The organism is Parasphingomonas halimpatiens (assembly GCF_036663795.1).
Lineage (GTDB): Bacteria > Pseudomonadota > Alphaproteobacteria > Sphingomonadales > Sphingomonadaceae > Sphingomonas.
On record NZ_JAXOJP010000002.1, the window covers coordinates 54,928 to 67,234 of the forward strand.

The 12,307-nt window shown below is 61.7% G+C and carries 16 protein-coding genes and 1 pseudogene; 3 read left to right on the plus strand and 14 right to left on the minus strand.

The features are described 5' to 3' along the window. The first annotated feature begins 57 nt into the window (after window positions 1-57). Window positions 58-1,797 (plus strand): ATP-dependent nuclease, encoded by a 1,740-nt coding sequence (locus tag U1839_RS02705; protein ID WP_332802139.1) that lies wholly within the window; start codon window positions 58-60, stop codon window positions 1,795-1,797. Then, window positions 1,797-3,320 (plus strand): UvrD-helicase domain-containing protein, encoded by a 1,524-nt coding sequence (locus tag U1839_RS02710; protein WP_332802140.1) that lies wholly within the window; start codon window positions 1,797-1,799, stop codon window positions 3,318-3,320. Before U1839_RS02705 ends, U1839_RS02710 begins: the two co-directional genes overlap by 1 nt. 74 nt (window positions 3,321-3,394) lie before the next feature. Here the strand turns inward: U1839_RS02710 and U1839_RS02715 are convergent, their stop codons facing one another. The 9 genes and pseudogenes from U1839_RS02715 to U1839_RS02750 all read right to left on the minus strand — a co-directional run bounded on the left by U1839_RS02715 (window position 3,395) and on the right by U1839_RS02750 (window position 8,525). Next, complete coding sequence (locus U1839_RS02715; RefSeq protein ID WP_332802141.1) at window positions 3,395-4,447, minus strand: relaxase/mobilization nuclease domain-containing protein; 1,053 nt, start codon at window positions 4,445-4,447, stop codon at window positions 3,395-3,397. Continuing rightward, on the minus strand, window positions 4,447-5,001 hold the full coding sequence (locus tag U1839_RS02720; protein ID WP_332802142.1) for a hypothetical protein: 555 nt from the start codon (window positions 4,999-5,001) through the stop codon (window positions 4,447-4,449). Before U1839_RS02720 ends, U1839_RS02715 begins: the two co-directional genes overlap by 1 nt. A 198-nt stretch (window positions 5,002-5,199) precedes the next feature. Further along, a pseudogene (locus U1839_RS26775) lies at window positions 5,200-5,289 on the minus strand (hypothetical protein); the annotation flags it as partial. 68 nt (window positions 5,290-5,357) lie between these two features. Next, complete coding sequence (locus U1839_RS02725; RefSeq protein ID WP_332802143.1) at window positions 5,358-6,032, minus strand: aquaporin; 675 nt, start codon at window positions 6,030-6,032, stop codon at window positions 5,358-5,360. Beyond that, complete coding sequence (gene arsH, locus U1839_RS02730) at window positions 6,029-6,754, minus strand: arsenical resistance protein ArsH (RefSeq protein WP_332802144.1); 726 nt, start codon at window positions 6,752-6,754, stop codon at window positions 6,029-6,031. The genes U1839_RS02725 and arsH overlap by 4 nt, the downstream gene beginning before the upstream one ends. Continuing rightward, on the minus strand, window positions 6,751-7,158 hold the full coding sequence (gene arsC / locus U1839_RS02735) for an arsenate reductase (glutaredoxin) (protein WP_332802145.1): 408 nt from the start codon (window positions 7,156-7,158) through the stop codon (window positions 6,751-6,753). Before arsC ends, arsH begins: the two co-directional genes overlap by 4 nt. Further along, complete coding sequence (locus tag U1839_RS02740) at window positions 7,155-7,673, minus strand: arsenate reductase ArsC (RefSeq protein WP_332802146.1); 519 nt, start codon at window positions 7,671-7,673, stop codon at window positions 7,155-7,157. The genes arsC and U1839_RS02740 overlap by 4 nt, the downstream gene beginning before the upstream one ends. 23 nt (window positions 7,674-7,696) lie before the next feature. Continuing rightward, complete coding sequence (locus U1839_RS02745) at window positions 7,697-8,059, minus strand: ArsR/SmtB family transcription factor (RefSeq protein ID WP_443030559.1); 363 nt, start codon at window positions 8,057-8,059, stop codon at window positions 7,697-7,699. Window positions 8,060-8,189: 130 nt separating this feature from the next. After that, window positions 8,190-8,525, minus strand: a complete 336-nt coding sequence (locus tag U1839_RS02750; RefSeq protein ID WP_332802147.1) for a single-stranded DNA-binding protein — start codon at window positions 8,523-8,525, stop codon at window positions 8,190-8,192. A 137-nt stretch (window positions 8,526-8,662) separates the two neighbouring features. Between U1839_RS02750 and U1839_RS02755 the strand changes: the two genes are divergently transcribed. Next, window positions 8,663-9,037 carry a hypothetical protein gene (locus U1839_RS02755; RefSeq protein WP_332802148.1) on the plus strand — a complete coding sequence of 125 codons (375 nt, stop codon included), beginning with the start codon at window positions 8,663-8,665 and terminating at the stop codon, window positions 9,035-9,037. Window positions 9,038-9,040: 3 nt separating this feature from the next. Here U1839_RS02755 and U1839_RS02760 read toward each other — a convergent pair whose 3' ends face one another. From U1839_RS02760 to U1839_RS02780, 5 genes are all read right to left on the minus strand, one after another. Then, window positions 9,041-9,238, minus strand: a complete 198-nt coding sequence (locus U1839_RS02760; RefSeq protein ID WP_332802149.1) for a DUF1289 domain-containing protein — start codon at window positions 9,236-9,238, stop codon at window positions 9,041-9,043. A gap of 203 nt (window positions 9,239-9,441) precedes the next feature. Then, window positions 9,442-11,304 carry a ParB/RepB/Spo0J family partition protein gene (locus U1839_RS02765; RefSeq protein WP_332802150.1) on the minus strand — a complete coding sequence of 621 codons (1,863 nt, stop codon included), beginning with the start codon at window positions 11,302-11,304 and terminating at the stop codon, window positions 9,442-9,444. Between the two features lie 36 nt (window positions 11,305-11,340). Next, window positions 11,341-11,532 carry a hypothetical protein gene (locus U1839_RS02770; RefSeq protein ID WP_332802151.1) on the minus strand — a complete coding sequence of 64 codons (192 nt, stop codon included), beginning with the start codon at window positions 11,530-11,532 and terminating at the stop codon, window positions 11,341-11,343. Between the two features lie 14 nt (window positions 11,533-11,546). Further along, complete coding sequence (locus U1839_RS02775) at window positions 11,547-11,939, minus strand: DUF3768 domain-containing protein (protein WP_332802152.1); 393 nt, start codon at window positions 11,937-11,939, stop codon at window positions 11,547-11,549. Next, complete coding sequence (locus U1839_RS02780; protein WP_332802153.1) at window positions 11,936-12,148, minus strand: hypothetical protein; 213 nt, start codon at window positions 12,146-12,148, stop codon at window positions 11,936-11,938. Before U1839_RS02780 ends, U1839_RS02775 begins: the two co-directional genes overlap by 4 nt. Between the last annotated feature and the right edge of the window lie 159 nt (window positions 12,149-12,307).

Sequence of the window (12,307 nt, forward strand, 5' to 3'; positions counted from 1 at the left end):
GGTTCCCAAGCATCGCACTTCGGCTAAGATTTCGGGATGCCAGATCAAGAACCACCAGTGGCGAACGAAGCCCCGTATATTCGCCTCCTGTCAATTCGACGGTTTCGGGGCATCGAGAAGCTGCTGTGGCGTCCGGGCAAGGGCGTGAATGTCCTGCTCGGCGGCGGTGATGTCGGCAAGACCACCATCCTTGAAGCAATCGTGCTACTGCTGAATCCGACCAATGCCAGCACCCTTTCCGATGCGGATTATTGGCAGCGCAAATATGAAGACGGTTTCGCGATCGAGGCCGTGATGGCGCTTCCGCTATCATGCGGCATCGCCGAGCAGCGCAAGAGCGTCTGGCCGTGGGAGTGGGACGGTACGACCGCCAAGGTGCCGGACATGGACGCCGAGGCCGCGCAGCCGAATGATCCTGTGTTCTGCCTGCGGGTATGCGGCACCCCCGACTTCGAGCTTCAACATGAAATCTGCCAGCCTGATGAAACCTTCGATCATTTTCCCGTGTCTGTCCGGCGCAACATCGGCCTGGTGCGGTTGAGCGGTGACGATCGCAACGACCGGGATCTTCGTCTTATCCAGGGGTCAGCCCTCGAACGTCTGCTGAGCGACAAGACATTGCGGTCCCGCTTGGGCAACGAAATCGCCAAGACCGACGTGAAAGGCGTTTTGCACGACGATGCGAAAACTGCGCTTGGCAACCTCGACGAGCGCTTCGGCAAGCGTGCGCTTCCAACTGATTTGAGCCTGGGGCTTGTCGGTGGGCCGGGCTTCTCATTGAACGCATTGATCGGCCTCACTGCGACAAAGGATGGAACAATGCTGCCGCTGTCTAGCTGGGGCGCTGGCACAAGACGACTGGCGGCGCTGGAAGTGGCAGCCGCCCATCAGGTCGAGCATCCGGTGATGGTCGTCGATGAAATCGAGCGCGGGCTGGAGTCCTACCGTCAGCGCGTATTGATGGAGGAGCTGATTGCCCGACCGTCCCAGGTCTTTGTGACGACGCACAGTGCCCCTGCGGTTAGTGCCGCTGTCGGCGCTAGCCTTTGGTATGTGGACACTGGCGGCACGGTCGGGGAATTGCACACCACAGTCGGGCCGCAACAGAAGCGTGACCCCGAAACCTTCCTGGCTCGCGTGGCTATCATAGCCGAGGGCGCAACCGAAGTCGGCTTTGTCACAACCCTTATCAATCGCTCCCTTGGCGAAGACATGCGGCGTTACGGGATTTGGGTCAGTGACGGAGGGAGCAATTCCGAAGCGCTGGCCGTCCTGCGCGGCATCGCGCACAGCGGACTCAAGGTCGCAGGCTTCGCCGATAACGAGGGCACTCAGATGGGCCTGTGGCAGCGGGTCAAGGATAAGCTGGGGCCGCTGCTCATGCGTTGGGACAATGGCTGCCTGGAAACCAATCTCATTCCGCACTTAGCCGACGACCAGCTTGAGGCATTCATCCGCGACCCAGACGGCGACGACGGGGAGCGCTTGCGCACCTTGGCGGATCGCGCGGGAAGCCAGGACAAGTCATTGGCTGCCATCCAGGCCGCGACCGACAACATCCGGCAACTCATGATCGAGGCGGCTTGCGGCAATGCCCCCGCAGAATTGGCGGAGAGTATAAGGAAGGCCTGGAAGAAACACGGGCAGCGGTGGTTCAAATCTACCGCCGGTGGCGTGGAGCTTGCTGAAAAAATGTTTGCGCTCGGCCTTTGGCCCCAGGTGCAGCCACAGCTTTTGCCGTTCGTGAATGCTGTTCGAGACGCTGTTGGTTTGCCACCGGTGCAGACGGTGGATTGATGAGCGACGCTTCCGTGGCCGAAGCACTCCGATCTTCCGCGCGGCTTGTCGTCGTGGAAGCGCCGGGCGGTTGCGGGAAAACATACCAGGGTGCGAGCTATGCCCGCGATATCGCGCCGTCACTTGGCGATGGTCGGCTCCTTATTCTGACCCACACCAATGCGGCATGCGACGTCTTTGCTGCTCGAACCCGTGGCCTTAATCGTCGCGTGGAAATCCGCACTATTGATGGTCTGATCACCGAGATTGCCAGTGCCTACCACAAGGCGCTCGGCTTGCCCGCCGACGTAGGGGCCTGGGCGAGGCGGGAAGGAGGCAACGGATACAGCACCGCCGCCCAAAAGGCGGCCAAGCTCCTCGCGTCTCACCCGATGATCGCTGCCACCGTGGCGCGCCGGTTTCCTATAATCATCTGCGACGAACACCAGGACGCGAGCGCCGACCAACATGCCATCATTATGAGCCTTCATTGCGCTGGCGCGCAGCTCCGCATCTTCGCCGATCCGATGCAGCAGGTATTCAGTGGTAGCCAAGCGCAAATGGCCGCCGCCGATCAAAGATGGATCGACCTAAAGAATGTTGCCGACCGATTTGAAGAGCTTGACCAACCCCACCGATGGGCAAACAGCCAACCTGCTTTGGGAGCTTGGATTCTTGCCGCTCGCGCGGCCCTTCGAGACGGTGGCCAGATCGACCTCACCGGAAACCTCCCGGCAGGCCTCACTGTCCACTATGCCGACAACACCGCACCGGTGCATGGCGGCTATAGTGTAGCGAACAATCTCCGCGCCCCGATCTATGCGTGGTCAAACGGCCAAGGGTCGCTCCTTGTGCTCACCGGCCAGAACGCGACCGTCACTTCGCTTCGTGCTTTCTTCGGTCGACGACTTCCAATCTGGGAAGGCCATGTCCGTGACGGCCTTGCGGGCCTCGTTTCCCTGGCCGCCGCTAACAAAGGCAATCCGACCGAACTTGCCAAGGGAATGGTGGCATTCATGGGCGGGGTGGCTTCCGGGTTTTCGCCCACGGCTTTTGGCAATCGCTTCGTGACCGAAGCCCAGAACGGCTGCGCCGCAAACTGCACCGGCAAACCGCTGCACCTGCAATCTATGGCTAGGCATATAGTCGATGCCCCTGACCATCGAGGGATTGGCAACGCATTGGCGCGCTTGCGTGACCTGATCGCGAACGAGGCTGCCTTTTCAGATGTCAGGGTCCATCATTCCCGAGAGTTTGCCGAAGCAATCCAGCTCGTCAGGTTCGAGGATCCCGATGAAGGCTTCGCCGAAATCGCGCGGAGACGCACCCATGCCCGACCCAAACTGCCCCCGAAAGCGATCAGCACCATTCATAAAGCCAAAGGGCTGGAGTTTGAGAACGTCATGTTGATGCCCTGCGATCTGCGGAATTTCAGCCAGACCCGCGCGGCTAGGGCGAAGCTCTATGTGGCTCTCAGCCGCGCCACCAGCAATCTCATGCTGATCGTGTCACGGGGCCAGCCCAGCCCTCTATTCAAAATCTAATGAATCCTGCGATTTTGACGCGGCCAAACAACATGGGCAGCGTCTCTAATTGCACCGCTATCTGCCTGATGCGCTCAGCGCCCCCGTCCGGGATCTTTGGGCAGTCGGTCAGGTGCGGGCGACACCGCCCTGTTTTGCTCCGCCTCAATTCTGCGCGCATGGTGGGCCGCGAACACCTCGGGCGTGGCATTCATGCCCTGATGCATGTCGAGGAAAGCACGCACGTCAGTAGCAAGCGCCCGGTCGTCGGATTGGCCGGTGGCGTCCAGCGCAGCGGCAGTTTGTTCATAGGCACGGCGTATCTCTCGCCAACGGACGGTGCCGGCTGCAATGAACGGCGGCAATTGATCCTGGCCGCGCGCGACGGCGATGGCTTGTTCGTTGGTGCGGCGGTCGGATTGGGTAATCTGGCGACTCCCTTCGGTTCGCAGCCGCGCCCTGAGCTTGACCAGTGCCATGCTTGATCCGGCAATCCCCTGTCCCCGCGCGCGTCTCGGCGTTGCTTCGGCAGCCACGCCCCGCGCCCGCAGTTCACGGGCAAAGCGTTCGCGGAAGCGATTGAGCTGAACCGGACGGGGATTGAAGCGGGTGCGATCCAGCCCCTCGGCCTGAACCGTCAGATGGACATGGGGGCGCGGTGTGTCGGTGTGGAGCGCCAGGGCATAATCGTGGTTGTCGCTCAGCTCGGCATGGGCAACCGCGCGAACGGCTCCCAAAACTTTGTCGGGGTCAGTGCCTTCGGGCATGGAGAAGATTAGCGACACCGACGACACCGTAGGCCGCGACCGCCATTGGACGGTATCGCTCCACTCCGCCGCGCGTTCGGCAATGTCTTCCTTCGCTGTAAGGGTTTCGCCGTCGCGGGTTTCGATGTCCACTTCGCCCTTGCGCCCGATATAGTCGAGATGGGCTTTGACATGGCTACCGCCGCGCTGGCGACCCGTGACCTTGACCACGACCTCGGGTGCCTTGCGGACAATCCGTGCGAGTTTGGCCCGCGCGGTCGGGCCGGTGGCAACACCGTAGCTGGCATAGAGCGGCACGCGCGGCGTGCTGGTGGGGTCATGGATATAGCGCACCCGAAATGCCGGACGAGTTGCTTCCCACAAGGCGGATTCCAGACCCATCAATCAGCCACCGTCCAGTAGCTCGCATCGCCGCGCATGGCATCGCCAACTGCTGTGACCTGCTCGGAAATCTCCATCCGCATATCCGCGATACGTTGCAGCTCGGGTTCGATCTGCTTGTCGCCGGACTCTAGCATGGCCGCATTGGCGGCCTTCATCGCCTGATTGAGATTGCGGCCGATGCGGAGCAACTGCATCCTGATCGGTGCGAGTTCGGCAAGCAGGCCATCATCGACGCGCGACTTCAACGCGAGGTGGCGGCGCACCAGTGCCTTGATCCACCCAGCGCGATCGGTCGACCGCTGGGATGCGCGGTGCGCGATCACGGCAATCTCGACATCGGTAAACCGCAGCGAAACACGATTGCGCGCCGCGCCTTCGGGCCGGTCGATATGAGGACGACCGGCACTCTCGCGCACCGTCTGTTCGATCATCTCCCGCAACACTGCGCTTCGTCCACCACGACCGACGGCGAAGCTGTCGAACGCCGTGAGCGCATCGGCATCGAGCCGGATGCTCAGCATCGCAGTGTTCGGAATTGGATTTGTCGCCATCAAACATGCCCGAGTGAAACAAGGGCAATGTATGACAATGCGCGCCGCTAGGCATATCCTGCATTGAAGACAAATCAGACAAACCCCCTAAGACAAGCGCCCCCAAAGCGCGTTTCCACTTCGATAAATGAGGGGCTTCGGGAGCGCTTGGGGTTTGAGTTTTCAGGCAGGATGGGAAGCACTACTTCCCATGCAGGCCTAAGATCGCCACACTATTTCATGCGGACGGCCGGCGGTCGCGCGCTCCCATTCGGCGATCTGGCCAAATGAGCGACCGCAGCCGGTGCAGACGCTGGCGTTAGTCCAGCGCGGTCAGAATCCTTGCGGCGCCCCCCGCACTATGACCCGTGCCGACATCATGGTTCGGGTGTGTCAGCGGCAAAGAGATAGCCTCCGACCCAAGTCGCGATCATCGCCCCTGCCAACTGCGCGACGATGAACATCGGCACATCGCTCGGTGCGATACCGGCAAAGCTGTTGCTCAAGCTCCGTGCGATGGTGATGGCGGGATTGGCGAAGCTAGTGGACGACGTGAACCAATAGGCGGCAGCGATATAGAGCGCGACGCTTGCCGGAATCCATTGAGGCCGGTGTCGCTCAGTGCCGATGATAGTGAGGATCAATCCAAATGTGGCGATGGCTTCTCCCGCCCATTGCCCGATGCCGGTGCGAGCCTTCAACGAAGTCTGGAGTATCGGCAAGTCGAACATAAGATGCGCGGCCCATGCGCCCACTATGCCAAAGCCGATTTGCACGGCGATGAAGGGCAGGACATCGCGCCACGCGATGCCGCGTCGCGCAGCGACAACCAGCGTGACGGCGGGATTGAAATGCGCCCCCGATATTGGCCCGAGCATCGTAATCAGGACGAACAGCATTGCCGCCGTCGCCATCGTGTTGCCCAGCAACGCGACAGCGACGTTACCGCCAGCCAGCTTCTCGGCCATGATGCCCGATCCGATAACGGTTGCGAACAGCAGGGCTGAACCGAGAGCTTCGGCAAGCAGGCGGCGCGCGAGTGGCACCGTCACTGGCTGCTCGCCGCGATCGCCGCGAGGTGCGCGGCTCCTGCTGGCGGACGGCCTTCCGACTTTCGTTCGGAATAACGGTCGGTTAGATAATCGCTCCGGTCGCGCGTCAGCAGCGTGAACTTGACCAGCTCCTCCATCACATCGACGACCCGTTCATAGAGCGGCCCTGGCTGCATCCGCCCGTCCTCGTCAAACTCGGTATAGGCTTTGGGGACGCTCGATTGGTTGGGGATGGTAATCATCCGCATCCAGCGCCCGAGCAATCGCAGCGTATTGACCGCGTTGAACGACTGGCTTCCGCCCGATACCTGCATCACGGCAAGCGTGCGGCCCTGGGTGGGGCGCACGCCGCCTTCTTCCAGCGGGAGCCAGTCAATCTGGGTCTTTATGATGCCGGTGATCGCACCGTGGCGTTCGGGCGAACACCAGACCTGCCCCTCCGACCAGAGCGACAAGGCGCGCAATTCGGCAACCTTGGGATGATCGCTCGCCACGCTATCGGGCAGCGGCAGTCCGGCGGGATTGTAAACCCGCGTATCGCAGCCCATCGCGCGCAACAGCCGTTCGGCTTCGAGCGTGAGGAGCTTGCTGAAGGATTGCTCGCGCAGCGACCCGTAGAGCAGCAAGATGCGCGGCGGGTGCGATGCGACCGGCGCGATGCCAAGGACAGAGGTTGTCGGGATATCGAAAAACGGGCCTTCAACATTGGGCAGGTCCGTCATGCGGGTATGACCTCACCGTCTTCCTTGGTGAAGTCGCTGCTCAAGCCCACGGGCAGGATCTCCAGCACCCGTTCTGAGGGACGGCACAGGCGGACGCCAAGCGGCGTTTCGACGAGCGGGCGGTTGATAAGGATGGGGTGCGCCATCATCGCGTCGATCATCGCATCATCGCTTAAGTCCAGGTCGCCAAGGCCGAGTTCCTGAAACGGCGTGCCCTTTTCGCGCAACAGCGATCGCGGCGAAATCCCGGCATCGGCGATCAACTGTATCAGTTTCGTCCGCTGCGGCGGCGTGTTCAGATATTCGATAACATCCGGTTCGGTGCCAGTGGCGCGGATCATGGCCAGTGTGTTGCGCGACGTCCCGCACGCCGGATTGTGATAAATGACAATATCGCTGGTCATGCTGGTGTCTCGTCCCGGATCGTGGTGCCTTCGGATTGCCCGATTTCTTTGATTTTTCGCCGCATCGCTAGTTCGTCGAGGCTCGCGTGCGGCAGGGCCAGGAACAGGGAAATCCGGTTCTGCAAATAGCGCAGCGCCTGAATAAAGGCATCGCGTTGCCCCTCGCCTTCGACGGCAGCGGGATCTTCAATCCCCCAATGCCCGGTCATTGGCTGGCCCATCCAGACCGGGCAGCTCTCGCCCGCCGCATTGTCGCAAACCGTGAAGATGAAATCGAACACGGGCGCGTCGGGGCCGGTGAATGTGTCCCAGCTTTTGGAGTGCATTCCCCCGGTGTCAAAACCCAGGCCATTGAGAACGGACAGAGCCATCGGATGCACTTGGCCTTTGGGGTGGCTTCCGGCGCTCCACGCCTTGAAACGACCTTCGCCGAGTTTGTTCATAAGCGCTTCGCCCAGAATCGAGCGGGCCGAATTACCGGTGCATAGGAACAGGACATTGTAAGGCCGGGACATCTCGTTTCCCTTGATTTTGTGTGTCACGCGGGATGATTTGAAATGGCTGGTTCTAGCGTGGGATCGCACATCATGTCGGGCAGACAGGCGACCCCACCGCAGCAATTTTCCGTGAGATAGCCAACTAGGGCGTTCATCGCCGCATAGTCGGCAGTATAGATCAGGGAACGGCTTTGCCGTTCCTGCTGGATCAGCCCCGCGCGGGTCAGATGGGCCAGGTGAAACGACAACGAACTGTTGGGCAGGTTCACAGCGTCGGCAATTGCTCCTGCCGCCATGCCTTCCGATCCGGCCTGAACGAGCAATCGGAATACCGCTAGCCGATGCTCATGCGCCAAAGCGCCAAGAGCCGATACCGCTGCCACTGTTTCAATTTGATCTGTCACAAGCCCGACTCACATTTCGACATTCATCGAACTATAAGTGCGAGCAACTCCGGTCAACGATATTTCCAGTATTATCGAAGCTATATGCGATATCGACTAAACGGGGCGGCAAAGCCGCCCCGCTGGGTGGTCAGTCGTGCTTTTCGTCATCGGCAGGGCCACCATCCTTCTTGGCGAGTATGGCGATGCCGTCGGCTATCAGATCGACGCCGTAGTGGGTGCTGCCGCCTGCCTCATACTGGTTCTGGCGGACGCGACCGGTGATGTGGACCAGGTCGCCCTTGCTGGCGGTCAGACGCTTGGCGAGCTTGTCGAACAGCGTGACGCTGTTCCAGTGCGCGTCGGTCTTCCAGTCGTCGCCGTCCTTGCGGTTGTAGTTCGAGGCCACCGAAAGATAAGTGACCTTCTCCTTGACCTCGACCTTGCCGATGCGGCCGATGATCCGAAATTCTGCGATGTTCTGCATGGGTCTTGCTCCGTCTTGGATTGCAGGGTGATTTCCTGACGGTCTTCAAGGGGGCCGCGAAGGAGCCGCGATCCAGCCAAAAAACGGAGGCTCCTCCCCATGCAATGGGGTGGAAACCGTAGGACGCCTCGCCCGCCTTGGCGGGCATCTGGAGGCGTCCGGTTTTTTGCTTGATCGTATTAGGCGACGCGCGCGGCCACGAAACCGGCAAACAAGGAAATCGTCCTGCCACCCCCGAACAAGAGAAGCTGCCGATCCGTCGCGGGATTGGTTCTGGCCGTATCGCCACCGAGGTCTGCGATGTCACAGCCGGTGCCAGCTCACCCGCCACCCACGGCACCACCAGGCCGCGTTCACCCGAACAGTCTCGCCGTCCACAAGCACGCGCGCGCTGCGCGCAGCGCCGCGGCCTTCAACCCATCCCGGCGATCCGCCACAACCACGGCAGCGGTATCATCACCAGCGGCGATTGCTTTCGGCTGGGCATGATCCCGACGAGGGCGGCGGCATGACGATCACAGCATGACCGGCTTTCCGGCATCAAGCTGCGCCATCCGCTCCGGCAACAAGGCAAGTATCGCGCACTGCCGTTCGGCAGTCGCGCCGCCCCATTCGCCGATCTCGTCTATGGTGCGACCGCAGCCAGTGCATAACCCTGCGCGCGCATCGAGCGCGCAGACTGCAACACAGGGCGATTGAGGACGGTCGATCATGCCCTTCCCCTAATCGCGAAGCGGCTGGCTCGCTATCCTTCGCGCGCAATCGGCACGGCAGCAATAAGCTGCCGTGCCGATTTGAGGCCGGTCGGAACGTCCGGCCTTTGCCCGTCCAGCAGGGACGGGCCGCGCGAACGATTTGCAGGGCAATGCGGCAACAAGAAAATGTGGGCGGGCCACTCGGCCCGCCCTCTCGATCATCAAGCCGCCTCTTCATCCTCGAACTCGGCGGCTTCGTCGTCCTCGCCGCCATCGTCGTCGTCGTCGAATGCGGCGCGCTCCTGCGCGACCTCGACGGGCGGCTCCGCGATCACAAGCGCGGGCGGCAGCCATCCGCGCCCTGCCATCCGCTCGGCGGCGGCAGTGGCAAGGTCGCCTTTCTTCATCTTGGCGCAATTGTCGGCAGCGGCCTTGCCCAGCGCCTCGGTCATGATCTTGGCAATCACAGGCTTTTTGAGCCGGTCGTAAAAAGCGACCGGTGCTTGCCACTTGGCGACCATATCGACGCCAGAGGCAAAGGCGATCTGGTCGAACCGCTGGTGGCGACGGTCACGGCGCGAACCGGACGTCTCGCCGCCGTTGATCTGGCGGGCGACAAGCAAAGCCAGCAAGCGGCCTTTGGCGTCCGCGTCCATCGCCTGAATAGCCGCGAACCGGTTAACCTCGGGCAATGCAGCGAAGTAGCCCCCCCCGATCTCATCTACCGATGCAATGTCGGCCATTGTCATCATGTCGTCGGGGACGGCAGCATTGAACCCTTCAAGCCGAAGCGACAGCGGGGAGTAATAAGACGGTTCGCTGTGGATGCCCTGCCCGACAAGACAATCGAGCAAGATGTCGAGCGCAAGCGCCGGATTGGTGGCAACCGCCTCCTGCACGGCCAGCGTCTTGATCTTCGATAGCGTTTCGATCATCGCCCCCGAATAATCGGGCTTGATCGCTGGTGCATCGCCGCTGCCGCCTTTGGCAATCCGCTTGGTGCGGATAGCCTTGGCCTCGATCTCGCCGCCATTGCCGACGAACAGCACCATCGCACTGTCTGCCTTCTGCGCATCGGTGAACACGCAGAGGCGGTTTTCAAGGATGCGGGCTTCGCGCTCCAGCCCGTTGAACACCCTGTCGCCCCACTGGTTGCCCTTGCCCAGTTCGGCAAGCCGCGCGTCGGCTGCTTCCTGAATACGGGCGCGCTCGGCCTGTTCGGTTTCGGTCGGCTCGCGCTTCCCCTCGGCGTGGACAGTGACAAGGTTGTAATAGTCGTCCGGTCGTTCGAGCGAGGCCCGAACATCGCTCCAGCCTTCCGCACGATAGCCCGCTTCTACCTCGGCCATTTTCACGGTCGCCAGCGTCTCGACCAAGGCAGGGTCGTTGGCAAAGCCGTCGCCGTCTGCCGCGAACAGGTCGGCCGTGATCGTTCCGCCCGCCGCGACATAGGCATCATGCCCGGCGAACAGGAACAGAGCGCTGGTCGTGCCGATCTTTTCCTCGGTCAGCATCCGCCTGATCTGATGCGCGCTGTTTCCGCACCGCTTCAACGCATCCAGTTGGCGCTCGTGATCGTCGGTCAGCGTCAATGCCTGTGCGGCTTCCATGCCGATCTTGTCCTGCGCTAGATATGCGAGCGCATCTGGGTGCAATGCCGATAGCCGCAACACCTTCCTAACATACGACAACGCCACGCCGAACCGCGCCGCAATATCCTCGGGCGATTTACCCTCGGCGCGGAGGTCGCCATAAGCGATCACCGCATCGGCAACGTGCATGTCCTCGCGGCTCACATTCTCGGCCAAGGACAGTTCGACCGCCTCGGCCTTGTCGCGCACGTCCACGCTGACAGGATGGCATGACGGAATCGCCCTGGCCTTCTCAAGCTGCTTGAAGGCGCGATAGCGTCGGCCTCCGGCGGCAACCTCGAAGCGATTGCCTTCGGCGTAAACGACAAGATTCTGCAACTGACCATGCGCCAGCATATCGGCGGCAAGCTGGTCGATGGCCTTGGGCTTCACGCGCCGCACGTTGAGCGGGGACAAACGAAGCTGCGAAAGTTTGACGGTCTGTAGGGTCATCGGAAACACTCCTGAAAATAGTTGGAAACGGGGAAGTCAGAACATCTCAAGCTGGTCGCGCATCGGGTTCCAAAACCCGATGTCGAGCGGGCGCTGTTCACGGCGGGGCTGCATCGGTTGCGCGGCAAGCCAGCCAAGCCGTTCGCCCATGCTGACGGGCGCGATGCCCGCAATCATGATCTGATCGGGGTCGGGTGGTGTGACGCTGGCAAGGTCTTTGCGTTTCATGGGGCTGCCTCCGCTCAATATTCATCGGACAGCATGATGGTCAGGACGCGCCGCGTGATCGCTGGGTTCGCCGCGTCGTCGCTGGCAAACTCCATCTGGCGGTCGTAGTAATCGAGTTTCCAGAACACCCGTTCGTGCTCATCCTCGCGCAATCGCGGGCGCTCGGTCGTCCAGACACCATCGGCAAGCTGGTAGATCGTCCCGAAATCGCGTTCGCCGTGCGGGTCGTTGTCCTCGTCGAAGGCGTCGAAGGTTTCGATCAACTCGCGGACGCATGATTGATCGGCATCGGGCAGCGAACGAAAACCGACCGTTGCAACGGCGGTGCAGGCAACGCCCATCGCGCGCCGTGCCAAGTCATTCAGACGGGCAATGCGCTCGCGCTGGCTGGTGAGGGTCGCGCTCATTGCACCCGCCCCTGTGTCTGATTGGCGCTCCGCGCTCCGCGCCCTTCGCAAATCAGGATCAACGCCCCGAAATCCTCGCGCTCGCCAAGCCGGTCAGCGATCTTGCGAACGCAATCCAGCGGCAAGCCGTTCTCGTTCGCGATCTCGCGCAAATAATCGTCGCGGCACTCCGCGCCGCAAGCACGGTAGTTCAAGAGTAAATCGGTCATCTGAAACCTTCCTTCCTCGGCAGGATGCCGCACTGGCTGCGACATGCGGCTCTGCCTTCCGGCGAGGATGGGAGGGGGAGGGAAAGCTGAATCGACGCCCTGGCGCGGGCCAGCGGGCGCGCAGCGACCGCCACACGGGGGCGGCTATTCTGCTTTGGG

Excerpts from the sequence above, each read along its gene's own strand:
- U1839_RS02765 (WP_332802150.1), bottom strand. The coding sequence starts at position 11,304 with ATGACCCTACAGACCGTCAAACTTTCGCAGCTTCGTTTGTCCCCGCTC.
- U1839_RS02780 (WP_332802153.1), bottom strand. The coding sequence starts at position 12,148 with ATGACCGATTTACTCTTGAACTACCGTGCTTGCGGCGCGGAGTGCCGC.
- U1839_RS02760 (WP_332802149.1), bottom strand. The coding sequence starts at position 9,238 with ATGATCGACCGTCCTCAATCGCCCTGTGTTGCAGTCTGCGCGCTCGAT.
- U1839_RS02715 (WP_332802141.1), bottom strand. The coding sequence starts at position 4,447 with ATGGGTCTGGAATCCGCCTTGTGGGAAGCAACTCGTCCGGCATTTCGG.
- U1839_RS02775 (WP_332802152.1), bottom strand. The coding sequence starts at position 11,939 with ATGAGCGCGACCCTCACCAGCCAGCGCGAGCGCATTGCCCGTCTGAAT.
- arsH (WP_332802144.1), bottom strand. The coding sequence starts at position 6,754 with ATGACGGACCTGCCCAATGTTGAAGGCCCGTTTTTCGATATCCCGACA.
- U1839_RS02770 (WP_332802151.1), bottom strand. The coding sequence starts at position 11,532 with ATGAAACGCAAAGACCTTGCCAGCGTCACACCACCCGACCCCGATCAG.
- arsC (WP_332802145.1), bottom strand. The coding sequence starts at position 7,158 with ATGACCAGCGATATTGTCATTTATCACAATCCGGCGTGCGGGACGTCG.
- U1839_RS02740 (WP_332802146.1), bottom strand. The coding sequence starts at position 7,673 with ATGTCCCGGCCTTACAATGTCCTGTTCCTATGCACCGGTAATTCGGCC.
- U1839_RS02750 (WP_332802147.1), bottom strand. The coding sequence starts at position 8,525 with ATGCAGAACATCGCAGAATTTCGGATCATCGGCCGCATCGGCAAGGTC.
- U1839_RS02710 (WP_332802140.1), top strand. The coding sequence starts at position 1,797 with ATGAGCGACGCTTCCGTGGCCGAAGCACTCCGATCTTCCGCGCGGCTT.
- U1839_RS02720 (WP_332802142.1), bottom strand. The coding sequence starts at position 5,001 with ATGGCGACAAATCCAATTCCGAACACTGCGATGCTGAGCATCCGGCTC.